This is a genomic window from Streptomyces sp. NPDC054975, assembly GCF_053609105.1.
Genome location: NZ_JBSGWV010000012.1, coordinates 1 through 23,738 on the forward strand (window position 1 = coordinate 1; position 23,738 = coordinate 23,738).

The following is a 23,738-nucleotide window of genomic DNA, read 5'->3' on the forward strand; positions in this document are numbered from 1 at the left end:
GGTCCCGGGCATCGGCCCGGGACGCGGCCCCGATCATGGTGCTGCGTGGTGCGTGATGCGCGTCAGCCGCGGTCGGCGCCGACCGGCTCGCCGACGATGCGGCCGGCCAGGGCGCGGGCCCAGGCCTCGACGTCCTCGTTGAGCTCGCGCTCGGCGGCGGCGCGCTCGGTGGCGATGCGCTCGGCGCCGGCGGCGAGGATCGCCTCGCGCTCGCGGATGCCCTCGGCACGGGCGGCGGCGATGGCGGCCGCGCCCTCCTCGGTGGCCTGCGAGCGGATGCGGGCGGCCTCGTGGCGCGCCTCGGCCAGCTCGGCCTCGTACTGCTCGCGGATCTGCGTGGCCTCGGCCCGCAGGTCGTCGGCGCGCGTGGTGCCACCCGCGATGGCGTCCTCACGCGCGTCGAGGGTGCGGCTGATCTTCGGCAGGATGCCCTTCGCCAGGATCAGGAAGGTCAGGGCGAACAGCACTACGCCAAGGATGAGCTCAGCCGTGACGGGGTTGAGCGGACCGAGGTCCATGTCGAAGATCGTCGAATTCTGCGCGAGGGTCATGCGCGCATCCTACCTGGTCAGCACAAGGGACAATTCCGGCATCGAGGACTGAGTTGACGGCAGAGTTGGCATGTTCGTGTCGGGCTCGCAAGATTCCCGGCATCCAACGGCTACCGGAAGGTAACTAGGGCTGATTGCATGTGCGTCGCCGGTCGAACCCCCACCCAGAATCGGGAGATCCTGTGTCGCCGCTCGCCCCGCTCCACCGCAGATTCCTCGGCGCCGCCGTGTCCGTCGCGCTCGCCGCCGCGACCCTGGCCGCGACCGCCCCCGCGGCGTCCGCCGCCGAGGCGCCCCGGCTGAAGGTGCTCACGTACAACGCCTTCCTGTTCAGCAAGACGCTCTACCCCAACTGGGGCCAGGACCACCGGGCGAAGGCGATACCCGCCGCGTCCTTCTACCAGGGCCAGGACGTGGTCGTGATCCAGGAGGCGTTCGACAACTCCTCCTCGGACGCGCTCAAGGCGAACTCGGCCGCCCAGTACCCGTACCAGACCCCGGTCATGGGCCGCGGCAAGACCGGCTGGGACGCGACGAGCGGTGCCTACTCGGCCACGACGCCCGAGGACGGCGGCGTGACGATCCTCAGCAAGTGGCCGATCGTCCGCAAGGAGCAATACGTCTACAAGGACGCCTGCGGCGCGGACTGGTACTCCAACAAGGGCTTCGTCTACACCGTCCTCAACGTGAACGGCGCCAAGGTCCACGTCGTCGGGACCCACGCCCAGTCCACGGACCCGGGCTGCTCGGCGGGTGAGGCGGCGCAGATGCGCAGCCGCCAGTTCAAGGCGATGGACGCCTTCCTCGACGGCAAGAACATCCCGGCGAACGAGCAGGTGATCGTCGCGGGCGACATGAACGTCGACTCGCGGACCGCCGAGTACGGCACGATGCTCGCCGACGCGGGCCTGGTGGGCGCGGACGCCCGTACCGGCCACCCGTACTCGTTCGACACGGAGCTGAACTCGATCGCCTCCGAGCGCTACCCGGACGACCCGCGCGAGGACCTCGACCACGTCCTGTACCGCGCGGGCAACGCGCGCCCGGCGAACTGGACGAACCACGTGATCCTGGAGAAGAGCGCGCCCTGGTCGGTCTCCAGCTGGGGTACGACGTACACGTACACGAACCTGTCGGACCACTACCCGGTGACGGCGTACTGACGGTGCCGGCCTGAACGGTCCGGGTCTCCAGGGCAGCCGAGCCGCCCTGGAGGCCCGGCCTCACCGCCAGACCGGGGCACAGCGCAATCCCCCTGACCCGCGAGGGGTCGCCCGCATACACTGCCGGCCATGGCATGCCGCATCAGTGAGCTGGTCATCAACTGCGCCGACCCCGAACGGCTCGCCGCGTTCTGGAGCGAGGTACTCGGCTACGTCGAGATCGACCGTGAGGACGACGGCAGCATCGCGATCGGGCCGCCGGGCGTCGGCTTCGGCGGGGCGCAGCCCGCCCTCGTCCTCAGCCCCAGCAGCGAGCCGCGGACCGGGCCGCTGCGCCTGCACATCGACGTCAACGCCACCGACCGCGATCAGGACGCCGAACTGGAGCGACTGCTCGCCCTCGGGGCCAAGCCCGCCGACGTCGGCCAGACCGGTGACGAGAGCTGGCACGTCCTGGCCGATCCGGAAGGCAACGAGTTCTGCCTCCTGCGCTCCCGGCTCCAGCCCCTCTGATCCGCTGAGGACCGCCTAGCCACCGAAGACGCTGTAGCCCCACAGCCCCACGACACCGGCGACGCATATCAGCACCACCCACGAGGCGAGGCTCGTGTGCCGTCTCCGGCGGGGGCGGGGCGCCTTGCCCTCCGCCTTGGTCCTGGGCCGGCGCTCGGTGTGGGCCCGGGGCGGCCGGGTCTCCGCGGCGGCGACGTCGGCGAGCAGGCGGCGGCAGACCGCGGCCAGTTCGGCCGTCCCGACCGAGAGGTCGACCACGGTCTCCGAGCGGGCCGGCGCCGTGGTGCCGCCGTCCAGAAGACGGCCGGCACGCAGTCGCGCCTGGTTCCGTCCGCCGGTCGGGGCCAGACTGATCCACCGCTCCACGTGCTCCCCCCGGATCACGACACCACCGCCGCGCTCCCGGTACACGGTGTGCTCCCGCCACAGGACTCCGGCCAACTCCGTGGCCGTCTCCCTGAGTTCCGTGTACATGACCCTCCCCTGTCGGCGATCCCCGCATTCGAACAAGCACGTGACTCTAGCGTCAGGTACACGCCACCCACCCCCGCGGGTGCGCTCAGGCGCCGAAGTCGTACACGGTGACCGCTATCCCCCGCGCCGTCAGCCGCTCAACGACCAACGGCTCGACCCGCCCCCACACCCCGCCGGCCAGCCCGCACCCGATCCGGGGCATGTGCACGGATGCCCCCAACTCCTCCGCCTTCCCGGCAAGCCGCCCGAGCGCGGTGCCGATCGCCTCGTAACGGACGGGCACGCCGCTGCTGCGCCCGGTCCGGATCCCCCGCTGCCCCACCAGATTGGCCACCCACACACGGGGCTCGACCTGTACGAACTGCGCGGCCCCCAGTCCGAAGTCGTTCTTCGCCCGCTCCCGGTGCCACCGCCTGTACTCCTTCTCGGGCTCGGCCCACCGCCGCGACACGGCCACGACGAAGCCCTTGCCCCAACCCCCCAGGTCGTTGCAGACATGAGCGATGATCTTGATGCCCTTGCCCTGCGGCGCCGTGGGCCGGGGCGAGTTCCTCCAGGATCCGGCGGACGCGGCGCCGGTCGGCGAGTACGCGGTAGCCGCCGGTGCCGGGCAGCACGGGCCCGGCGTCCCCGCGTACGTACGTGATCCCCGTCATGCGTCCACGCTACGGGCCGCCTCTGACAACGCGGCGCGGAGCTGGTGCGGGCCGTCAGGCAAGGCAGTCGAAGATCTCGTCCCGACCGTGAGCAGGAGCTCCCGGGAGCCCGCGTGGGTTAGCTCGGGCGGCAGGTCCGCCTCGGCCGGTCGTCAGAGCGACCCTTCGCCCAGCCGTTCCTCCAACCACGCCGCGTCCGGTATCGACGGGACGTCTGCGCTCTTCACCACGGCCCCATGCGCCTTCTGCTTTTACATCAATGGTGAGACAGCAATACTGTTCCACCGAGCCGAACGGCACCGCACAGTACCGGAAGCGAGGCGTCTGCGATGGCCACCGAGAGCGAAGTGCCGACCTACACCGTGGACGAGTTGGCCGCGCGGGCCGGTGTCACCGTGCGGACCGTCCGGTTCTACGGGACCAAAGGGCTGCTGCCGCCGCCCACCATCGGGCCGCGTCGGGTCGGGCACTACGGACCCGGGCACCTCTCGCGGCTCGCGCTGATCGAGGAGCTCCAGCGCCAGGGGATGACCCTCGCCGCCATCGAGCGCTACCTCCACCAGCTCCCGCCCGACCTCAGCGAGCGCGACCTCGCCGTGCACCGGGCCCTGATCGCCGCCTGGGCTCCCGAGTCCGCCGAGGAGATCACCCGGCGCGAGCTGGAGCGGCGCGCCGGACGGACCCTCGGCGACGAGGACGTCGACCGGCTCGCGGCGATGGGAGTCCTCGACAAGGGGAAGGACCCCGACGTCTTCCGGCTCGACGCCTCCCTCCTGCGGCTCGGCGTCGAGCTGCTCGACGTGCCCATCGCGCACGAGACGATCCTCGCCTCCCGCACCGTCCTCCTGGAGCACGCGCGCCTGGCCGCGCAGGAGCTGTCCCGGCTGTTCCGTGAGGAGGTCTGGAACCCGTACCGGGAGCGCGCCGAGGACCCGGACCACCTGGCCGCCATGAAGTCGCTCTCCGCGCACATGCAGCCCATGGTGATCCAGGCCCTCGTCACCGCCTTCCAACGGTCCCTCAGCGAGGAGCTGCGGACCGCCTTCCGCAGCGACGGCTAGTCCGTGAAGACCTCGCCCCGCTCCGCCTTCTCCACCAGCAGCGCCGGCGGCTGGAAGCGGTCGCCGTACTTCTCCGCCAGCTCACGCGCGCGTGCCACGAATCCGGGCAGCCCGCCCTCGTAACCGTTGATGTACTGGAGTACGCCTCCGGTCCACGCCGGGAAACCGATGCCCATGATGGAGCCGATGTTGGCGTCGGCGACCGAGGTCAGGACGTTCTCCTCCAGGCAGCGGACCGAGTCCAGCGCCTCGGAGAAGAGCATCCGCTCCTTCATGTCCTCGAAGGGGACCGCCACGTCCGGGCGCCCGAAGTGCTCGCGCAGGCCCGGCCACAGGCCTGCCCGCCGGCCGTCCTCCCCGTACTCGTAGAAGCCCGCGCCGCCGCTGCGTCCCGTACGGCCGAACTCGTCGACCATCCGGTCGATCACCGCGTCCGAGGGGTGCTCCGCCCAGGTGCCGCCGGTCTCCTCGACCGCGCGCCGCGCCTCGTTGCGGATCTTCCTGGGCAGCGTCAGGGTCAGCTCGTCCATCAGGGAGAGCACCTTGGCGGGGTAGCCGGCCTGCGCCGCCGCCTGCTCGACGGAGGCGGGCTCGACGCCCTCGCCGACCATGGCGACGCCCTCGTTGATGAACTGGCCGATCACGCGCGAGGTGAAGAAGCCGCGCGAGTCGTTGACGACGATCGGGGTCTTCTTGATCTGTCGTACGAGGTCGAACGCGCGCGCCAGCGCCTCGTCGCCGGTGCGCTCGCCCTTGATGATCTCCACCAGCGGCATCTTGTCGACCGGCGAGAAGAAGTGCAGGCCGATGAAGTCCTCGGGGCGGGAGACCCCCTCGGCCAGCACGGTGATGGGCAGGGTGGAGGTGTTGGAGCAGAGCAGCGCATCCGGCTCGACGACGTCCTGGATCTCCTCGAAGACCTTGTGCTTGAGCGCGGTGTCCTCGAAGACGGCCTCGATCACGGCGTCGCAGCCCGCCAGGTCGGCCGGGTCGGCGGTCGGGGTGATCCGGGCGAGGAGTTCGTCCGCCTTCGCCTGGGTCGTACGACCCCGGGAGACGGCCTTGGCGCAGAGCTTCTCGGAGTAGCCCTTGCCCTTCGCCGCCGCCTCCGCAGTGACGTCCTTGAGGACGACCTCGATGCCGGCGCGGGCGCAGGAGTACGCGATGCCGGCGCCCATCATGCCCGCGCCGAGGACGGCCACCTTGCGGACGGTCCGCGGCTCGATGCCCTGGGGGCGGTTGGCGCCGGAGTTGACGGCCTGGAGGTCGAAGAAGAAGGCCTGGATCATGTTCTTCGCCGTCTGGCCGGTGACCAGCTCGGTGAAGTAGCGGGCCTCGATGGTCTGCGCCGTCTCGAAGTCGACCTGGGAGCCCTCGACCGCGCAGGCGAGGATGTTGCGCGGGGCCGGGTAGGGCGCACCGTTCAGCTGCTTCTTCAGGTTGGCGGGGAACGCCGGCAGGTTGGCGGCGAACCGCGGGTTCGACGGGGTGCCGCCGGGGATCTTGTACCCCTTGACGTCCCAGGGCTGCTGCGACTCGGGGTTCGCGTCGATGAAGGCGCGGGCCTTGGCGAGCATCTCCTCGGGCGTGGCCGCGACCTCGTGGATCAGGCCGTTCTCCAGAGCCCGCTGCGGCGCGTACTGGGTGCCCTGGAGCAGCACCTTCAGCAGGGCGTCGGCGATGCCCATGAGGCGTACGGTACGGGTGACGCCGCCGGCGGCCGGGAGGAGGCCGAGGGTGACCTCGGGCAGGCCGATCTTGGAGCCGGGCGCGTCGAGCGCGATCCGGTGGTGGGAGGCGAGGGCGATCTCGTAACCGCCGCCGAGCGCCGCGCCGTTGATCGCGGCGACGACGGGCTTGCCCAGGGTCTCGATGCGGCGCAGGGAGCGCTTGATCTCGGTGCCGGTGTCGAAGGCGAGCTGGGCGTCCTCCGGCCGGAGCCGGATCATGTCCTTGAGGTCGCCGCCCGCGAAGAAGGTCTTCTTGGCGGAGGTGTAGATGATGCCGCGGATGGAGTCCTTCTCGGCCTCCGCGCGGTCGGCGATCGCCTCGATGGAGTCCTTGAACGCCTGGTTCATGGTGTTCGCGGACTGGTTCGGGTCGTCGAGGACGAGGGTGACGACGCCGGTCTCGTCCTGCTCCCAGCGGATGGTGGTGCTCTGGCTGCTCATTGCTGCTTCTCCGTAAGGCTGAGGGGAGGGACGGTCGTCAGACGCGCTCGACGATGGTGGCGATGCCCATGCCGCCGCCGACGCACAGCGTGGCCAGGCCGTAGCGCTTGTCCTGGCGCTCCAGCTCGTCGACGAGGGTGCCGAGGATCATCGCGCCGGTCGCGCCGAGCGGGTGGCCGAGCGCGATGGCGCCGCCGTTGACGTTGACCTTGTCGAGGCTGATGCCCATGTCCTTGACGAAGCGGAGTACGACGCCCGCGAAGGCCTCGTTGATCTCGACCAGGTCGATGTCGTCCATGGTGAGCCCGGCCTTGGCGAGCGCCTTGCGGGTCGCGGGGGCGGGTCCGGTGAGCATGATCGTGGGCTCGGAGCCGGAGACGGCCGCGGCGAGGATCCGGGCGCGCGGCGTCATGCCGTACCGCTCGCCTACCTCCTTCGAGCCGATGGCGACGAGCGAGGCGCCGTCGACGATGCCGGAGGAGTTGCCCGCGTGGTGGACGTGGTCGATCTTCTCCACCCAGTGGTACTTCTGCAGCGCGACCGCGTCGAAGCCGCCCATGTCGCCGATGGCGGCGAACGAGGGCTTCAGCGCGGCGAGCGAGTCGGCGGTGGTGCCGGGGCGCATGTGCTCGTCGTGGTCGAGGACGACCAGGCCGCTGCGCCGGTCCTTGACGGGGACGACGGAGCGGTCGAAGCGGCCGTCCTTCCAGGCGGCCGCGGCCCGCTCCTGGGAGAGCGCGGCGTACTCGTCGACGTCGCGGCGCGAGAAGCCCTCGATCGTGGCGATGAGGTCGGCGCCGATGCCCTGGGGCACGAACCCGGTCTCGTGGTTGGTCATCGGGTCGGCGAACCAGGCACCGCCGTCGGAGGCCATCGGGACGCGGGACATGGACTCGACGCCACCGGCGAGGACCAGCTCCTCCCAGCCCGAACGGACCTTCATCGCGGCCATGTTGACGGCTTCGAGACCCGAGGCACAGAAGCGGTTCTCCTGGACGCCGGCGACGGTGTCGGGCAGACCGGCGGCGATGGCGGCGATACGGGCGATGTCGGAGCCCTGGTCGCCGACCGGGCCGACGACGCCGAGGACGATGTCGTCGATCGCGGCCGGGTCGAGGCCGGGGAAGCGGTCACGGAGTTCGTGGATGAGTCCGACGACGAGGTCGATGGGCTTGGTGCCGTGCAGGGCTCCGTTGGCCTTGCCGCGGCCGCGCGGGGTGCGGATCGCGTCGTACACGTACGCTTCGGTGCTCACGAGAAGCCTTTCAGGGATGTCAGAGATGTCGACGATGAGGGTGGAGAGGACATCAGCCCAGCAGGGACCGTCCGATGATCTCCTTCATGATCTCGGTCGTTCCGCCGTAGATGGTCTGGATACGGCCGTCGGTGAACGCCCTGGCGACCGGGAATTCGGCCATGTAGCCGTACCCTCCGTGAAGTTGGAGGCAGCGGTCGGCGACGCGCTTCTGCAGCTCGGTCGCCCACCACTTGGCCATCGAGGCGTGGACGGCGTCGAGTTCCCCGTTCGAGTGATCGACGATGCACCGGTCGAGGAACGTACGGGTGACGGCGCACTCGGTCGCCATCTCGGCGATCTCGAAGCGGACGTGCTGGAGCTTGGCCAGCGGGCGCCCGAAGGCCTCGCGCTCCTTGACGTACCGGGTGGTGATCTCCAGGAGGTGCTCGGCGGCGGCGATGCCGGCGACCGCGATGGCCATCCGCTCCTGGGCGAGGTTGGTCATGAGGTGGACGAAGGCCCCGTTGAGCTCGCCGAGGAGGTTCTCCTTGGGGACGCGGACGTCGTGGAAGAAGAGTTCGGCGGTGTCCTGGGACTTCTGGCCGATCTTGTCGAGGTTCCGGCCCCGCTCGAAGCCCTCCATGCCCCGCTCGACGACCAGCAGCGAGAGCCCGTGCGCCCCGCCTTCGGGGGTCGTCCTCGCGACGACGATCACCAGGTCGGCGAGGATGCCGTTGGAGATGAAGGTCTTGGACCCGTTGAGCACCCAGTGGTCACCGCGGTCCTCCGCGCTGGTCCGGATCCCCTGGAGGTCGGAACCGGCGCCCGGCTCGGTCATCGCGATGGCGGTGATCAGCTCGCCGGTGCAGAAGCCGGGGAGCCAGCGGCGCTTCTGCTCCTCGGTGGCGAGCGAGGTGAGGTACGGGCCGATGATGTCGTTGTGCAGGCCGAGGGCGATGCCGGGCGCGCCGGCCCGGGTGAACTCCTCGGCGAGGACGGCGCTGTAGCGGAAGTCGGGGTTGCCGCCGCCTCCGTACTCCTCGTCGACGGCGAGGCCGAGGAGTCCCTGCCGGCCGGCGGCGAGCCAGGCCTCGCGCGCGACGATGCCGTCCCTCTCCCACTGCTCGTAGTGGGGCAGCACCTCCTTGGCGAGGAAGGTGCGGACGGTCGCGCGGAAGGCCTCGTGGTCGGCGGTGTAGAGCTGGCGCTTCATGCTTCGGGCTCCTGGGGGGCTTCGTCGCGGATCAGGGAGGGGACGGCCCAGTCGCGGGCGATCGCGCCGGTGTCGGCGCCGGGCAGGGCGGGGCCGGTACGCACCGTGCCGGGGGTGGCGGAGAAGCGGGGCGCGGGGGCCGGCTGGGTGAGGCCGCCGTGCTCGACGAAGGTGGCGCGGGCGGCGAGGTGCGGGTGGGCGGGTGCCTCGCGGAGCGAGAGGACCGGCGCCACGCAGGCGTCGGTCCCGTCGAAGACGGCGGTCCACTCCCCGCACGTCCGGGTACGGAAGCGGTCCGCGACGGCGGTACGGAGTTCGGCCCAGCGCCCGAAGTCCCGGCGGGCGGGGGCGGCGTCCTCGATGCCGAGGAGCCGGACGAACTCGTCGTAGAACTGCTGCTCCAAGGCGCCGACGGCCATGTACCGGCCGTCGGCGGTCTCGTAGGTGCCGTAGAAGGGGCAGCCGCCGTCCAGCAGATTGACGCCGCGCCGGTCCTGCCAGCCGCCGGCCGCCAGCATGCCGTGGATCATGGTGGCGAGGTGGGCGGCGCCGTCCACGATGGCCGCGTCGACGACCTGGCCCTCGCCGTGCGCGCGGGCGTGCTGGAGCGCGGCGAGGACGCCGACGACGAGGTAGAGCGAGCCGCCCGCGTAGTCGCCGACGAGGTTGGCGGGGACCGTGGGCGGGCCGTCCGGATCGGGGCCGATCATGCCGAGGGTGCCGGTGATCGCGAGGTACGCGATGTCGTGGCCGGCGCTCGCGGCGAGCGGCCCGCCCTGGCCCCAGCCGGTCATCCGGCCGTAGACGAGCCTCGGGTTGCGGGCGAGGCAGGCGTCGGGGCCGACGCCGAGGCGTTCGGCGACACCGGGGCGGTAGCCCTCGATCAGGATGTCGGCCCGCTCGACCAGGTCGAGGACGGCTGCGGCGCCGCCGTCGGCCTTGAGGTCGACGAGGGCCGAGCGCTTGTTGCGGTTGGTGAGGTCGTACGCGGGGTCGATGCCGAGCCCCGGCCCGCCCGGCCGGTCGACGCGGACGACGTCGGCGCCGAGGTCGGCGAGGAGCATCGCCGCGAACGGGCCGGGCCCGATCCCCGCCAGCTCCACCACCCGCACCCCGGCGAGCGGCCCGTTCGAGAGGGTCCGGGTTGTCGCCGTCGTCGCCGCCATCAAGCCCCCAGCTAATGTGACACCAATGATGTAACACCGGTGATGCTAGGAACGTGTTCCACTCCGCACAAGCCCCCGGGCCGAGCAGGCGCGGGGAGATTCACCCGAGGGACCACCGCTGACCGAAGCCGTCGGAGCTACCGCTAGGCTCCGCGCTCTCAGGGGAAGCCGTCGGTGAAGGCGAGGGGCTGGATGAAGACCGGGAACGGTGCGGGGCACGGTGGCGGAGAGCGGGCGTACGACGTCGTGCTCTTCGGGGCGACGGGGTTCGTCGGCGAGCTCACCGCGGAGTATCTGGCCGAGCACGCGCCGGTCGGGTGCCGGTGGGCACTGGCCGGGCGCAGCCGCGCCAAGCTGGCCGCGCTGCGGGAGCGGCTGGCGCAGCGGTGGCCCGGGTGCGCCGGGCTGCCACTGGTGGTCGCGGACTCGTCCGACGCGGACGCGATGCGCGAACTGGCCGCGTCCACCCGGGTGGTGGCCACGACGGTCGGTCCGTACGTCTGGTACGGCGAGAACCTGGTGGCCGCGTGCGCGGAGACCGGCACGGACTACGTGGACCTGACCGGCGAGCCGGAGTTCGTCGACGCGATGTACGTACGGTACGACGCGCGCGCCAGGGAGACGGGGGCGCGGATCGTGCACGCGTGCGGCTTCGACTCCGTACCGCACGATCTGGGCGTCTACTTCACCGTGCGGCAACTGCCCAAGGACGTGCCGCTGCGGATCGACGGATTCGTGCGCGTCGGAGCCGTCTTCTCCGGCGGGACGTTCGCCTCCGCTCTCACGGCGATGGGACGCCGCCGGGAGACCATGCGCGCCGCCCGCGAACGGCGCCTGTACGAGCCCCGGTTGGTCGGCCGCAGGGCCCGCGCACCCCTCGGCGGGCCGCGCTTCAGCCGGGAGACGGGCACCTGGGCGCTCCCGCTGCCGACCATCGACGCCCAGGTGGTGGCCCGTTCGGCGCGGGCGCTCGACGCGTACGGCCCCGACTTCGTCTACCGGCACTACGCCTCGGTCAAGACCCTCCCGATGGCGCTCGGCGGCTCGGCCGTGGCAGGCTCCGGCCTCGCGGCGGCCCAACTACCCCCCGTGCGGCGCTGGCTGATGAGCCGCTACCAGGCGGGGCAGGGGCCGAGCCCGGAGCGGCGCGCGCGCAGCTGGTTCACCGTGCGCTTCGTCGGCGAGGGCGGCGGGAGGCGCGTGTTCACCGAGGTCTCGGGCGGCGACCCGGGGTATGACGAGACGGCGAAGATCCTCGCCGAGGCGGCGCTCTGTCTCGCCCTGGACGACGACCTGCCGAAGACCTCGGGCCAGGTCACGTCGGCCGCCGCCATGGGCGACGCGCTCCTGGACCGGCTCCAGGCGGCCGGCATCCGCTTCCGGGTGGCCGACGCACGGTAGGCCGACGCCCTGCTCAGTGGCGTACCAGGCAGAAGGGGTGGCCGGCCGGGTCGGCGTAGATGCGCCAGGCCCGGTCGCCGTCCCCGGAGTCGAGCGGGGACGCGCCGAGCGCCAGCACGGCGTCATGGGCGGCCTCCAGGTCCGCGACCCGGACGTCCAGGTGGAACTGCTGCTCGGGCGCGCCCCAGACGGGTGGCCGGTGGTCGGCCACGCCCTGGAAGGCGAGCACCGGGGCGCCGGCGGCGTCGTGCAGGGTGGCCCAGGCGTCGCCGACGGCCCACTGCGGGTCGGGACGGTTGATCTCGCCGCCCAGGACCTGCTGGTAGAACCGGGCGAGTTCCATGACGTCGGTGCAGTCCAGGACGACGCACTGCAGGGTGCCGATCATGCGAGCACCCAGGCGGCGACGACGTAGAGCATGGCACAGAGCCAGGCCAGGGCGAGGAGCGCGGACCCGGCGAGCAGCGCGTTCATGCCGCGACCGGCGCGGCGGGGCGGGGCAGATACGGGGAGGGTCATGCGCCCCAGCCTGCCTCGCGTGATCACACCCCGCCATCCGTACGCGTACTCAGTCGCGGCACTCAGCCGCCCGACGTCTCCAGGGCCTCGCGGAGGGCGCGGCGGCAGAGGGAGTCGGCGTGTCGCGTCGTCTCGGGGATGCGGTAGCGCGGGGCGAGCAGCAGGGTGTGGGCGCAGGCGTTGTCCAGGGAGACCCGGTGGCCGACGGAGACGAAGACGGGCTTCACCCCGGCCTGCGTGCGCAGGGCGCGGCCGACCTCCTCCGTGCCGGATGCCAGCAGGGGGCTGAAGTCGCCCCGGTCCGGGCCGGGTCGGTCGTGGTCGAAGGTGAAGGGGTTCTTCGCGACGCCGATCGACGGGCGTCCGGTCAGGACGCCCAGGTGACTCGCGAGGCCGAAGCGGCGGGGGTGGGCGAGGCCGTAGCCGTCGCAGACGAGCAGTCCCGGGTCCGCGGCCAGTCCGGCGAGGGCGGCGAGCACCGTGGGTATCTCACGGAAGGCGAGCAGCCCGGGGACGTAGGGGAACGACACCCGGCCGACCGCCGTCGCCTCCTCCACCACGTCGAGCGTGCGGGCGTCCAGGACGACGGCCGCGGCGACGACGAGATCGCGCTCGTCGTCGTAGGCCACGTCCAGGCCGGTGACGTGGCCGGTGCCGGGCGCCGGTCCCGGCTCGTCGAGGACGAGCCGGCCCCGCAGCTCCTCCTGCACGGCGCGGGCCGTCGCCTCGTCGGTGGGCCAGCCCTCGGGTACGTCGATGATCATCATGATGACCGCCACCCTACGGCGCCCCCGCGTCCGACTGGCGAGCGGTTTTCCCGCCGGCGGCCGGTCCCCGGGTAGCCTGCCGATCATGTTCGTACTGGAATTGACCTACACCGCCCCGGTCGAGCGTGCCGACGCGCTGCTGGACGCGCACGTCGAGTGGCTCGACGCGCAGTACGCCGCCGGCGTGTTCATCGCCTCGGGGCGGAAGAACCCGCGCGACGGCGGCATCGTCCTCGCCGCCGGGGTCGACCGCGCCGAGATCGAGAAGATCGTCGCGGCCGACCCGTTCACCGTCGAGGGCGTCTGCGCGTACCGGATCACGGAGTTCTACGCGACCAAGACGGCCGAGGCCCTCGCCCCGTACCGCGAGCAGCTGCCGTCGTAGCGCGTCAGCCGCGGTCGAGGCGGGCGATGCGGCCCTTCTCGCCGGAGGCCCAGCACGCGCCGTCCCGCGTGCAGTCCACGGTGTCGTACGAGCCGGTGTCGACGGTCCGCCAGGTGTGGCCGCCGTCCGTCGTCAGGTCCGTGCCCGTCGGGCCGACCGCGAGCGCGGCCGAACCGTACGGGAGCCAGGCGACGCCCGAGCGGTACGCGGGTGGTGGGGCGGAGGCGGTGCTCCAGCGGCGTCCGCCGTCGCCGGTGACGGCGGCCGCGTGCGGCGAGGGCTGTCCGGCGCGGTAGTCGCCTCCGACGGCGATCCCGTGCGTGCGATCGCGGAAGGCGAGCCCGAAGACACCGCGCGCCGGGTCGCCCGCCGGGATCGTGGATTCCGTGGCGGTCCAGGTCAGGCCCCGGTCGCGGGAGTGCAGCACGCGCGCCGTGGCGCCGCCGCCGGTCGCCAGCCAGACGTCCCTCGGCCCGGAGGAGACCAGGCACTGGCCGCTCGCCGCGAACCCGGCCTCTCCGGGCAGCGCGGCCGGCATCCCGGCGTCGGGCAGCACCGCCCAGGAACGGCCGCCGTCCCGCGTCGACAGGATCCGGAACTTCCCGTCGACCGGGTCGCTCATGGCGAGACCGTGGCGCTGGTCGAAGAAGGTCATGCAGTCGTAGAACGCCCGGGGGTCGGTGTTACGGAAGGACTCCGTCCAGGTGGCGCCGCCGTCCTCGGTCCGCAGCACCCGCGAGGCCTCGCCCTCCCCGATGGCGAGGACCACGGCGCGCCGGGCGTCGAAGGCCTCGACGTCGCGCAGCTCCAGCTCCCCGGCTCCGGGCGGCGAGACGTTTCGCCAGCTCCGTCCGCCGTCCGTGGTGCGGAGCACCGTCCCCTTCGAGCCCGCGGCCCACGCGGTCCTGCGGTCGACGGCCGCAAGGCCTCGGAAGCGGGCCTCCGTACCGGTCTGTGTCAGCTGCCAGCCGGCGCCGTGCCCGGCCCCCTGGTCCCAGGCATTCTGCGCCGCACCGCCCGACGCGCCGTGTGCCGGGACCGTCAGGGCCGCCGCGAGGGCCACCCCACTCAGTCCCACCGACATCATTCGTCTCGTCTTCCCCTTGGACGTCATGGCGCCGGAAGCTAGCCCACCCCGGTGACCCCGTCCAGACCGCCTCGGACCGGACGGCGTGCCGAGCGCGGCGGTGACACAGCTCACGTGGCCCCCCAGTGCACGTTCCCGCCCGGTCGTTCGTCTTCCCTAGTGTCAGGGAGACGTCAGGAACCGAAGCCGCGCGACAGGAGCTGGCCTTGTCCACCGTCATCGAGCAGGCCGTCCAGGCCCGTCTGGTCGCAGCCGCGCCCCGGATGGAAACCGTCCCCGCCACACTGCGCTACGACCGCGAGGACCCCTTCGCCGTGAGCATGGCGTTCCCCCCGCCCGCGACGCTGGAGGGCGTCGAGGTCTCCTGGGCGTTCTCGCGCGAGCTGCTCGCGCAGGGCGTCGACGGGCCGGCCGGGCTCGGGGACGTCCGGGTCCGCCCGTACGGGTACGACCGCACCGTCGTCGAGTTCCACGCCCCCGAGGGCGTGGCCGTGGTGCACGTGCGCACGGCCGAGCTGCGGCACTTCCTGCAGCGCTCGCAGCACCTGGTGCCGACCGGCCGCGAGCACCAGTACCTGGACTGGGACGAGGATTTGGCCCAGCTCCTGGGCGGCTGACCGCCCCGGCCGGCCCGTTAAATCGTTTGGCTCCGCGCGGCTCCGGGCGTACCGTCCTGACCTGGCCCTGTTGTCGCCCGATCGGAGAAGGCCGTTGCTCGTCTGAGGTTGCGAGACACCGTGCCGCGCGTGCCCTCAGCTGCTTCCACGCAGCGCCGCGTGTGCCGTCTTCGCCCTCGGCGTACGAGCGTTTCCGCCTGCCCGCGCCCCGGTGTCTCACCCGTTGCCCCCAGCCCACGCTCATGCAACAGGGAGGCCCCCATGGCGACCCATCCCACCTTCATCACCTGTTCGTCCCTCTCCTTCTCCTGGCCGGACGGCACGGCGGTCCTGGACGACTTCCGGCTCGCGGTCGGTCCCGGCCGTACCGGGCTGATCGGCCTGAACGGCTCGGGAAAGTCGACGCTCCTCAAGCTCCTCGCCGGTGAATTGACGCCCACCGACGGCACGGTCCGTACGGTCGGCGAGGTCGGCCACCTCCCGCAGAACCTGGTCCTGGACACCGCGCTCCGCGTGGACGAGGCCCTCGGGATCGCCGAGACCCGGGCCGCGCTGCACGCCATCGAGGCCGGTGACCCCGCCGAGGAGCACTTCGCGACGGTCGGCGACGACTGGGACGTGGAGGAGCGCGCCCGCGCCACCCTCGACCAGCTCGGCCTCGGACACATCGGTCTCGACCGGACCATCGGCGAGGTGTCCGGAGGCGAGTCGGTCCTGCTGCGGCTCGCGGCGCTGCTGCTCGCCCGGCCGGACATCCTGCTGCTCGACGAGCCGACCAACAATCTCGACCTGTCCGCCCGCAACCGGCTCTACGAAGCCGTGGACGCCTGGTCCGGAGTCCTCGTCGTGGTCAGCCACGACCGTCAACTCCTGGAGCGGGTAGACCAGATCGCCGATCTGCGCGACGGCGAGGTCACCTGGTACGGCGGCTCCTACTCCGCGTACGAGGAGGCTCTCGCCGCCGAACAGGAGGCGGCGGAACGGATGGTGCGGGTCGCCGAGGCCGATGTCCAGCGCCAGAAGCGCGAACTGTCCGACGCGCAGATGAAGTTGGCGCGCCGCAAGCGGTACGGGCAGAAGAGCTTCGAGAACAAGGTCGTACCGAAGATCGTCGCCAACAACCGCAGGGCGTCGGCGCAGGTCTCGGCGGGCAAGCACCGCGCCCTGCACACCGAGCGGCTGGCCGAGGCGCGGGAGCGGCTCGGCCTGGCGGAGGAGGCGGTACGGGACGACGACGAGATCAGGATCGAGCTGCCGCGCACCACGGTCCATCCCGGCCTCGGTGTGCTGACGCTGCGCGACCTGGAGTTGCGGTACGGCGCCCGGGTGGGCGGCGGGTTCGAGCTGCGCGGACCGGAGCGGATCGCGCTCGTGGGCCGGAACGGCGCCGGCAAGACGACGCTGCTGCGGACGATCGCCGGGGAGCTGAAGCCGGTGGCGGGCGAGGTCGAGACGCATGTGCCGCTGCGTTTCCTGCCGCAGCGGCTCGACGTCCTCGACGACGAGCTGAGCGTGGTGGAGAACGTCGCCCGGTTCGCGCCCGAGGCGACGGCCAACGCGATCAGGGCCCGCCTCGCCCGGTTCCTGTTCAAGGGCGCGCGGGCGGATCAGCCGGCCGGGACACTGTCCGGCGGGGAGCGGTTCCGGGCGACGCTCGCGGCGCTGCTGCTCGCCGAGCCGGCACCGCGGTTGCTGATGCTCGACGAGCCGACGAACAACCTGGACATGGCGTCGGTACGGAAGCTGACGGCGGCTTTGGAGGCGTACGAGGGGGCGTTGATCGTCGCCAGCCACGACGTGCCGTTCCTGGAGTCGCTGGGGATCACCCGCTGGCTGCTGCTCGACGGTGAGCTGCGACCGACGAGCCAGGAGGAGGTCGCTTCAACGGTGCGGTAACGCCCAGACTCTCGTACCGCCACCGGCCGTGAACACCGGGGCGAGCCCCCAGTCACCGCCGTGCGTGTCGACCGCCGCGGCCGGCAGCCACATGCTGCGGCTGCGGCGGTCGCGTCACTCTGAGGCCGACCATCCGCTCCGAGTAGTCGCGATCACGCCAACCCGACGCGCCCGAGCCGTGACCTGCCTCTCCCGCACCCCCACGAGCTGCGTACATAACGGAACGTAACCGGACATCGTCATGACGGGCTTGGCCGGGGCCTTACGGAGCCTTAACCTACGGTCTCGTAACCTACGAATCCGTAGGTAGTTCCGTATGCCCTTGTCTCCGTCCCCAGGAGTTCCCCGTGACACTCACCTCTCCCCACCTCGGCAGCTCGACAGGGTGGACCGACGCGCGGCTGCTCTACGCGTTGGAAGAGGTGGTGGAGAAGGAGCTGAACCGGCACCTGAAGGTCACCAAGGACTGGATGCCGCACGAGTACGTCCCGTGGTCCGACGGCCGGAACTTCCCGGGCTTCTTCGAGGACGGCGAGGCCTGGGACCCGTCCCAGTCCAAGGTCACCGAGGTCGGCAAGATCGCCCTCGTGGTCAACCTGCTCACCGAGGACAACCTCCCCAGCTACCACCACGAGATCGCCACGCTCTTCGGCCGCGACGGCGCCTGGGGCACCTGGGTGCACCGCTGGACCGCCGAGGAGGGCCGCCACGGCATCGTGATGCGCGACTATCTGCTGGCCTCGCGCGCCGTGGACCCGGACAAGCTGGAGCAGTTCCGGATGGCGCACATGAGCGAGGGCTTCGAGTCCGACAACCGGCACTCGATGCTGCACTCGGTCGCGTACGTCGCCTTCCAGGAGCTGGCCACGCGTATCTCGCACCGGAACACCGGCCACCAGTCGGGCGACCCGGTCTGCGACCGGATGCTGGCACGCATCGCCACCGACGAGAACCTGCACATGGTCTTCTACCGCAACCTGCTGGGCGCGGCCTTCGAGATCGCCCCGGACCTGACCATGCAGGCCGTGCGGGACGTCGTCGTGAACTTCCGGATGCCGGGACACGGCATGCCGGGCTTCGAGCGGGCGGCCGCGCAGATGGCCATCGGCGAGATCTACAACATGCGGATCCACCACGACGACGTGCTGCAGCCGGTGCTGCGCTTCCTCAAGGTGCTCCAGATCGACGGCCTCGGCCCGGAGGGCCTGAAGGCCCAGGAGGAGCTGGGTCTCTACATGGACGGCCTCGACAGCGAGGCGTCGAAGTTCGACGCGAAGCTGGCCGCGCGCAAGGCGCGGATGGCGGCGCGCGCGGCGGGCTGACCCCCCGGAGCACCACCGGGCGACGGGTGCACGGGCACCCGTCCCTCACGGAGCGAGGCTGCGGCGAGCGCCCCCCGTGCGCTTGAGCCGCCCCCGCTCCTTCTCCGAGAGGCCGCCCCACACCCCGAACCGCTCGTCGTTCTCCAGCGCGTACTGGAGGCAGGCCACCCGCCCCTCACACGCCCCGCACAGCTGCTTCGCCTCGCGGGTCGAGGAGCCGGGGGCCGGGAAGAAGAACTCGGGCCCGGCCTGGGCGCACAGGGCGTTCTCCTGCCAGGACATGTCGGGGGCGGCCGGGGCGGTCATCACGGTGGTGTCGGTCTCCATGGCCGATACGTTGCCGGTCGGCCGTAAACGGTCCCTCAACGTTCGATCAATGCGGCGCGCCGCTCCTCTGGACGGCGGAAAAGCGCCGTCCAGAGGAAGGCCTCGCCGAAGTGCGGGGAGTCGGCCGGCTCGTCCCGCATCCGGCGCAGTTCGACCTCCGCCAGGTCGGCGAAGATCCAGCGCAGGGACTCCGCGGTGTAGGCGAGCCCGCCGTGCAGGCGCTGCTCGCCGTAGAAGGCGGCGTCGGGCAGCTCCGAACCCATCCCGCCGGAGGCGAAGCACGTCAGGGCGAAGTGGCCCCCGGGTGCGAGGAGCCGTTCGAGCAGGGCGAGGTAGCTGACCCGCCGGTGCGGCGGCAGGTGGTGGAAGCAGCCCGAGTCGAAGATCAGGTCGTACGGCCCGGTCAGCGCGCTCCCCGCGAGCGCGAAGGCGTCCCCGTGGTGGAAGCGCACCTGAGCACCGGCCTCCTCGGCCCGCTGCCGGGCCCAGGAGAGCGCCTCGTCCGAGAGGTCCACCGCGTCCACGTCGAAGCCCAGGGACGCCAGGTACACGGCGTTGCGCCCGGGCCCGCAGCCCAGGTCGAGGACGCGGCCGGGGGCGATCAGCCCCCGCTCGACGTACGAGACGAGGCTTTCGTCCGGCTTCGCGACGAAGAACGGCACCTCCTTGGAGCGGTCTCCGTAGAAGCCGTTCCACCATCCCGCCCCGTCGGCGGTCCAGCGGTCGGCCTCCCGCGCGAAGAGCCCGTCGAGGAGCTTCAGCACGTCGTCGACGTCACGTATGTTCCGGTCCATCCGGCACCCCTTTCCCGATGCCTGAACGGTAGGGGAGATCACGAGGAAAGCCCAGCTCAGGAGGGGTTTCAGGGGCGGCGCGCGAGGCGCTGGACGGCCGTCGGCGGGCAGGGTGGGCGGGGGCCGGTCGGCCCACCCATGGCCCCCTACGCGCACGCGGCGACGCCCCCGTCACGGCCCGTCAGAAGGCCTTCCCGCTGCTCCCCGGACAGGGTTTTCCGGCTCAGTCACCCTTCTTCTCCCGGCTCGGCTGCACCCGCTTCGGTTCGCCCGGCATCTTCGGGTACTCCGGCGGGTACGGCAGGTCGCCGAGCCCGTGCTCCGCCTCGTCACGGCGGGCCAGCTCCAGGAGGCTCTCCAGGCTGAACCGGTGGTCGTCCATGTCGGCGTGCACGTCACCGACCTCCGCGTACCGGGCCGGCATGGTCCTGATGTCGAAGTCCGAGGGCGTCGCGTCGTCGATCTCGTCCCAGTTCAGCGGGGCGGAGACCGGGGCGTGCGGGCGGGGGCGTACGGAGTAGGCGGAGGCGATCGTGCGGTCGCGGGCGGTCTGGTTGTAGTCGACGAAGATCCGCTCGCCGCGCTCCTCCTTCCACCACTTGATGGTCACGCGGTCCGGCATCCGGCGCTCCAGCTCACGGCCGCAGGCGATGGCCGCGCGTCGGACCTGGGTGAAGGTCCAGAGCGGCTCGATCGGCACGAAGACGTGCAGCCCGCGCCCGCCCGAGGTCTTGGGCCAGCCGCGCAGCCCGTGCTCGTCCAGGACGGCGCGCAGCTCGTGGGCGGCGCGTACGGCGTCGGCGTAGTCGGTGCCGGGCTGCGGGTCGAGGTCGAGGCGCAGTTCGTCGGGGCGGTCGGTGTCCTCGCGCCGTACCGGCCAGGGGTGGAAGGTGACCGCGCCGAGGTTGGCCGCCCACAGGACGGCGGCGGGCTCGGTCGGGCACATCTCGTCGGCGGAACGCCCGCTGGGGAAGGTGATGTGCGCGGTCGGGATCCAGTCCGGCAGGTACTTGGGGGCCCGCTTCTGGAAGAAGGACTCGCCGGTCACCCCGTCGGGGTAGCGCTCCAGGGTCGTGGGCCGGTCCCGCAGGGCGCGGGTGATGCCCTCGCCGACGGCCAGGTAGTAGCTGACCATGTCGAGCTTGGTGTAGCCGGGTTCGGGGAAGTACACCTTGTCCGGATTGGAGACGCGTACGGTCCGCTCGCCGACTTCCAGTTCCACCGCTGCCGTCTTGCTCGCCATGCGTGTCAGCGTAGGGCTCGCCGGTATTCCGCGCATACCGGACAATCGGTCCATGGATCTCCCGGTGATGCCACCCGTGAAGCCGATGCTGGCCAAGTCCGTGAAGAAGATCCCGCCGGGCATGCAGTACGAGGCCAAGTGGGACGGCTTCCGTGCGATCGTGCACCGCGACGGCCCGGAGCTGGTCATCGGCAGCCGTACGGGCAAGCCGCTGACCCGCTACTTCCCGGAGCTGGTCGAGGCGCTGCTGTCGCGGCTGCCGCGGCGCTGCGTGGTCGACGGCGAGATCGTGATCGAGCACGACGGACGGCTCGACTTCGACCGGCTCAGCGAGCGCATCCACCCCGCCGACTCACGGGTGCGGATGCTGGCCGGGAAGACCCCGGCCCGGTTCATCGCCTTCGATCTGCTCGCCCTCGGCGACGACTCGCTGCTCGACACGCCTCTGACCGACCGGCGGGCCGCCCTGGAGGAGGCGCTGCACGGGGTCGACGCCCCGGTGCACGTGGCACCGGCGACGACGGATCCGGAGGTCGCGGCGCACTGGTTCGACCAGTACGAGGGGGCGGGCCTCGACGGGGTCATCGCCAAGCCGCTGGATCTGCCGTACCGGCCGGACGCCCGGCTGATGTACAAGATCAAGCACGAGCGCACGGCCGATGTGGTGGTGGCCGGCTACCGCTTCCACAAGAGCGGGCCGGTCGTCGGTTCGCTCCTGCTCGGCCTGTACGACGACGGCGGCACCCTCCAGCACGTCGGCGTCTGCGCGGCCTTCACCGCCAGGCGCCGCGAGGAGCTGATCGCCGAGCTGGAGCCGCTGCGGATGGACCCGCCCGACGGGCACCCGTGGGCGGCCTGGGCCGAGGAGGCCGCGCACGCGGGTGCGCGGCTGCCGGGCGCGCCGAGCCGCTGGTCGGGGAAGAAGGACCTGTCGTGGGTGGCGCTGCGGCCGGAGCGCGTCTGCGAGGTGGGGTACGACCACATGGAGGGCGACCGGTTCCGGCACACGGCCCAGTTCAAGCGGTGGCGGCCGGACCGGACGCCGGAGTCCTGCGGGTACGCGCAGCTGGAGGAGCCGGTCTCCTACGACTTGTCCGAGGTGCTGACGTAACGGGCCCGCGGCGGTGCTCAGCGGTACAGCGCGTCGATCTCCTTCCCGTACGCCGCCATGACCGCGTGCCGCTTGACCTTGAGGGACGGGGTCAGCATCCCGTTCTCCTCGCTGAACTCCCCCGGCACGACGCGGAACCGGCGGATCGACTCGGCCCGGGAGACGGCCCGGTTGGCATGGTCGACGGCCTTCTGGATGTCGGCGAGCAGCTCCGGGTCCTCGGCGAGCGCGGTCACGGGGGTGTCCACCGGCCGTTTCCGGACGGCGAGCCAGTGCCGCGTCGCGTCGGGGTCGAGGGTGACGAGCGCCCCGATGTACGGACGGTCGTCGCCGACGACCAGGCACTGGCCGACGGGCGGGCGGCTGCGCAGCCGGTCCTCCAGGACGGCCGGCGAGACGTTCTTGCCGCCGGAGGTGACCAGGATGTCCTTCTTGCGGCCGGTGATGACGAGATAGCCGTCCTCGTCCAGGGCCCCGAGATCGCCGGTCGCGAACCAGCCGTCCCTCAGCACCTCCTGGGTGGCCTCGGGGTTGTTCCAGTACGCGGTGAAGACGATGGGGCCCTTGAGGAGCACCTCGCCGTCGTCGGCGATCCGGACGGCGGTGCCGGGCACCGGACGGCCCACGGTGCCGGGCCGTGGGCGCAGGGGCGGGGTGACCGTGGCGGCCGCGCTCGTCTCGGTGAGGCCGTAGCCCTCGTAGACGAGGACTCCCGCGGCGTAGAAGAAGTGGCTGAGGCGGCTGTCGAGCGGTGAGCCGCCGCTGATGGCGTACCGCAGGTTCCCACCGAGCTCCTTGCGGATGCGCCGGTAGACGAGCAGGTCGTAGAGGGCATGGGCGGCGGTGAGCCCGACGCCGGGGCGTGGCCCTGTCCCCAGGGCATGGCGCAGGGACGTCTCGCCGTAGCGGACGGCTATGGCGTCGGCGCGGTCGAAGGAGGCGCCGCGGCCGAGTTTCTCGGCGGTGGCCCGGCCGGTGTCGTGGATCTTCTCGAAGAGATAGGGCACGCCGACGACGAAGGTGGGCCTGAACCGGCGGAGTTCGGGGCGGAGTTCGTCGGGCTTGATGCTGGGGAACTGGCCGATCTCGATGCCCGCCATCAGGCACGCGAGCTGGATGACCCGTCCGAGGATGTGGGCCAGGGGCAGGAAGAGCAGGGTCGAGGCCGGTTGGCCCGTGACCGCCTGGAAGACCGGGTGCAGCAGTTCGACCGTGGCGCGCGCCTCGGCGTGGAGGTTTCCGTGCGTGAGGGCGCAGCCCTTGGGGCGGCCGGTCGTGCCGGAGGTGTAGCAGAGGGTCGCCACGGTGTCCGGGGTGAGCGCTCCACGGCGTCCGGCGGGTATGTCGTCGGCGATGTCCGCGCCGAGGGCGGCGAGTTCCGCCAGCCCGCCGGAGTCGGTCTGCCAGGTTCGGACCGGTTCCGGGAGCGTGGCGGCGGCCTCGGCGACGGTGGCGGTGTGCCCGGCGCTCTCGGTGACGACATGACGGGTGCCGGAGTCGTGCAGGATCCAGGCGACCTGCTCGGCCGAGGAGGTCGGGTAGACGGGGACGGTCTGCCCGCCGGCCGACCAGATGGCGAAGTCGAGCACGGCCCACGCGTAGCCGGTACGCGCCATCAGCCCGACCCGCCCGCCGGGCTCCACGCCTGCCGCGATCAGCCCCTTCGCCACGGCCAGGACGTCACCGGCGAACTCCGCGGCGGTGACGGGCCGCCAGATTCCGTGCTCCTGGCGCCGCATGACGATCGCGCCGGGGTCCGCGGCCGCGTGGCCGAAGGGGATGTCCGCGGGCGTTCCCGAGGGGGCGGGCCCGGCCGGCGGAGGGGTGTGCGCCTCCCGTACGACGCCGTCCTCCCGCACAAGCCGGACGGGAAACCGGCCGATCAGATCGGGGCGCTTCCTGGCCTGCTTCAAGTCCTTGCGTACGCCCATGGCGGGGCTCCTGTTCGCGGCATGCGGACGGGGAACGAGCGGACCTCCGGGTGACCTACCGCCAAGTCAACTTACTCACCCGTAACCAGATTTCAACCTTCCGGGCACGATCGGCCGGGCTCGGATTCCGTCG

Annotated in this window: 24 protein-coding genes; 9 read left to right on the forward strand and 15 right to left on the reverse strand. The window is 71.8% G+C overall.

Annotation, left to right across the window (positions count from 1 at the left end):
- Nucleotides 1-62 precede the first annotated feature (62 nt).
- Complete coding sequence (locus ACWF79_RS14435) at nt 63-551, reverse strand: F0F1 ATP synthase subunit B family protein (RefSeq protein ID WP_453728420.1); 489 nt, start codon at nt 549-551, stop codon at nt 63-65.
- Nucleotides 552-733: 182 nt separating this feature from the next.
- Between ACWF79_RS14435 and sph the strand changes: the two genes are divergently transcribed.
- Nucleotides 734-1,714, forward strand: coding sequence for a sphingomyelin phosphodiesterase (gene sph, locus ACWF79_RS14440; protein ID WP_453728421.1), 981 nt, complete (start codon nt 734-736; stop codon nt 1,712-1,714).
- A gap of 129 nt (nt 1,715-1,843) precedes the next feature.
- Nucleotides 1,844-2,227: a VOC family protein gene (locus ACWF79_RS14445; protein ID WP_453728422.1), complete on the forward strand. Its 384-nt coding sequence runs from the start codon at nt 1,844-1,846 to the stop codon at nt 2,225-2,227.
- A 15-nt stretch (nt 2,228-2,242) separates the two neighbouring features.
- Here the strand turns inward: ACWF79_RS14445 and ACWF79_RS14450 are convergent, their stop codons facing one another.
- Together ACWF79_RS14450 and ACWF79_RS14455 are read right to left on the reverse strand one after the other, a co-directional pair.
- Nucleotides 2,243-2,701, reverse strand: a complete 459-nt coding sequence (locus ACWF79_RS14450; protein ID WP_453728423.1) for a hypothetical protein — start codon at nt 2,699-2,701, stop codon at nt 2,243-2,245.
- An 85-nt stretch (nt 2,702-2,786) separates the two neighbouring features.
- The gene (locus ACWF79_RS14455; protein ID WP_453728533.1) at nt 2,787-3,215 is read right to left on the reverse strand and encodes an Appr-1-p processing protein; all 429 of its coding nucleotides are present in this window, start codon (nt 3,213-3,215) and stop codon (nt 2,787-2,789) included.
- Nucleotides 3,216-3,686: 471 nt separating this feature from the next.
- On the opposite strand from ACWF79_RS14455, the gene ACWF79_RS14460 reads away from it, so the two are divergent.
- The gene (locus ACWF79_RS14460; protein WP_453728424.1) at nt 3,687-4,418 is read left to right on the forward strand and encodes a MerR family transcriptional regulator; all 732 of its coding nucleotides are present in this window, start codon (nt 3,687-3,689) and stop codon (nt 4,416-4,418) included.
- On the opposite strand, the gene ACWF79_RS14465 is transcribed toward ACWF79_RS14460, so the two are convergent.
- Genes ACWF79_RS14465 through ACWF79_RS14480 form a run of 4 tightly spaced genes read right to left on the reverse strand, consistent with a single transcriptional unit; the run spans nt 4,415 to nt 10,205 of the window.
- A complete protein-coding gene (locus ACWF79_RS14465; RefSeq protein ID WP_453728425.1) occupies nt 4,415-6,589 on the reverse strand; it encodes a 3-hydroxyacyl-CoA dehydrogenase NAD-binding domain-containing protein in 2,175 nt (724 codons plus the stop codon). The genes ACWF79_RS14460 and ACWF79_RS14465 overlap by 4 nt on opposite strands.
- Nucleotides 6,590-6,626: 37 nt before the next feature.
- Nucleotides 6,627-7,844 (reverse strand): acetyl-CoA C-acetyltransferase, encoded by a 1,218-nt coding sequence (locus ACWF79_RS14470; RefSeq protein WP_453728426.1) that lies wholly within the window; start codon nt 7,842-7,844, stop codon nt 6,627-6,629.
- A 52-nt stretch (nt 7,845-7,896) separates the two neighbouring features.
- Complete coding sequence (locus tag ACWF79_RS14475; RefSeq protein ID WP_453728427.1) at nt 7,897-9,039, reverse strand: acyl-CoA dehydrogenase family protein; 1,143 nt, start codon at nt 9,037-9,039, stop codon at nt 7,897-7,899.
- Nucleotides 9,036-10,205 (reverse strand): CaiB/BaiF CoA transferase family protein, encoded by a 1,170-nt coding sequence (locus ACWF79_RS14480; RefSeq protein WP_453728428.1) that lies wholly within the window; start codon nt 10,203-10,205, stop codon nt 9,036-9,038. The genes ACWF79_RS14475 and ACWF79_RS14480 overlap by 4 nt, the downstream gene beginning before the upstream one ends.
- A gap of 192 nt (nt 10,206-10,397) precedes the next feature.
- Between ACWF79_RS14480 and ACWF79_RS14485 the strand changes: the two genes are divergently transcribed.
- A complete protein-coding gene (locus ACWF79_RS14485; protein WP_453728429.1) occupies nt 10,398-11,606 on the forward strand; it encodes a saccharopine dehydrogenase family protein in 1,209 nt (402 codons plus the stop codon).
- 13 nt (nt 11,607-11,619) lie between these two features.
- Here the strand turns inward: ACWF79_RS14485 and ACWF79_RS14490 are convergent, their stop codons facing one another.
- From ACWF79_RS14490 to ACWF79_RS14500, 3 genes are all read right to left on the reverse strand, one after another.
- Nucleotides 11,620-11,994 carry a VOC family protein gene (locus ACWF79_RS14490; protein WP_453728430.1) on the reverse strand — a complete coding sequence of 125 codons (375 nt, stop codon included), beginning with the start codon at nt 11,992-11,994 and terminating at the stop codon, nt 11,620-11,622.
- Entirely contained in the window at nt 11,991-12,125 is a 135-nt protein-coding gene (gene mmpA / locus ACWF79_RS14495) for a morphogenic membrane protein MmpA (RefSeq protein WP_453728431.1), read from the reverse strand. The genes ACWF79_RS14490 and mmpA overlap by 4 nt, the downstream gene beginning before the upstream one ends.
- Before the next feature lie 62 nt (nt 12,126-12,187).
- Nucleotides 12,188-12,892: an endonuclease V gene (locus ACWF79_RS14500; protein WP_453728432.1), complete on the reverse strand. Its 705-nt coding sequence runs from the start codon at nt 12,890-12,892 to the stop codon at nt 12,188-12,190.
- Between the two features lie 85 nt (nt 12,893-12,977).
- On the opposite strand from ACWF79_RS14500, the gene ACWF79_RS14505 reads away from it, so the two are divergent.
- Entirely contained in the window at nt 12,978-13,277 is a 300-nt protein-coding gene (locus tag ACWF79_RS14505; protein ID WP_315892869.1) for a YciI family protein, read from the forward strand.
- Nucleotides 13,278-13,281: 4 nt separating this feature from the next.
- Here ACWF79_RS14505 and ACWF79_RS14510 read toward each other — a convergent pair whose 3' ends face one another.
- Entirely contained in the window at nt 13,282-14,391 is a 1,110-nt protein-coding gene (locus tag ACWF79_RS14510) for a WD40/YVTN/BNR-like repeat-containing protein (protein ID WP_453728433.1), read from the reverse strand.
- A gap of 179 nt (nt 14,392-14,570) precedes the next feature.
- On the opposite strand from ACWF79_RS14510, the gene ACWF79_RS14515 reads away from it, so the two are divergent.
- From ACWF79_RS14515 to ACWF79_RS14525, 3 genes are all read left to right on the forward strand, one after another.
- Entirely contained in the window at nt 14,571-14,981 is a 411-nt protein-coding gene (locus ACWF79_RS14515) for an SsgA family sporulation/cell division regulator (RefSeq protein ID WP_453728434.1), read from the forward strand.
- A 261-nt stretch (nt 14,982-15,242) separates the two neighbouring features.
- Complete coding sequence (locus ACWF79_RS14520; protein WP_453728435.1) at nt 15,243-16,877, forward strand: ABC-F family ATP-binding cassette domain-containing protein; 1,635 nt, start codon at nt 15,243-15,245, stop codon at nt 16,875-16,877.
- Nucleotides 16,878-17,224: 347 nt separating this feature from the next.
- Entirely contained in the window at nt 17,225-18,199 is a 975-nt protein-coding gene (locus ACWF79_RS14525) for an acyl-ACP desaturase (protein ID WP_453728436.1), read from the forward strand.
- A 45-nt stretch (nt 18,200-18,244) separates the two neighbouring features.
- Here the strand turns inward: ACWF79_RS14525 and ACWF79_RS14530 are convergent, their stop codons facing one another.
- The 3 genes from ACWF79_RS14530 to ligD form a co-directional block, all read right to left on the reverse strand.
- Nucleotides 18,245-18,526 (reverse strand): WhiB family transcriptional regulator, encoded by a 282-nt coding sequence (locus ACWF79_RS14530; RefSeq protein WP_453728437.1) that lies wholly within the window; start codon nt 18,524-18,526, stop codon nt 18,245-18,247.
- A gap of 35 nt (nt 18,527-18,561) precedes the next feature.
- Nucleotides 18,562-19,320 carry a class I SAM-dependent methyltransferase gene (locus ACWF79_RS14535; RefSeq protein WP_453728438.1) on the reverse strand — a complete coding sequence of 253 codons (759 nt, stop codon included), beginning with the start codon at nt 19,318-19,320 and terminating at the stop codon, nt 18,562-18,564.
- A gap of 223 nt (nt 19,321-19,543) precedes the next feature.
- Nucleotides 19,544-20,563: a non-homologous end-joining DNA ligase gene (gene ligD / locus ACWF79_RS14540; RefSeq protein ID WP_453728439.1), complete on the reverse strand. Its 1,020-nt coding sequence runs from the start codon at nt 20,561-20,563 to the stop codon at nt 19,544-19,546.
- Nucleotides 20,564-20,615: 52 nt separating this feature from the next.
- On the opposite strand from ligD, the gene ACWF79_RS14545 reads away from it, so the two are divergent.
- A complete protein-coding gene (locus ACWF79_RS14545; protein WP_453728440.1) occupies nt 20,616-21,674 on the forward strand; it encodes an ATP-dependent DNA ligase in 1,059 nt (352 codons plus the stop codon).
- A 17-nt stretch (nt 21,675-21,691) separates the two neighbouring features.
- Here the strand turns inward: ACWF79_RS14545 and ACWF79_RS14550 are convergent, their stop codons facing one another.
- Complete coding sequence (locus ACWF79_RS14550; protein ID WP_453728441.1) at nt 21,692-23,605, reverse strand: AMP-dependent synthetase/ligase; 1,914 nt, start codon at nt 23,603-23,605, stop codon at nt 21,692-21,694.
- Nucleotides 23,606-23,738 lie beyond the last annotated feature (133 nt).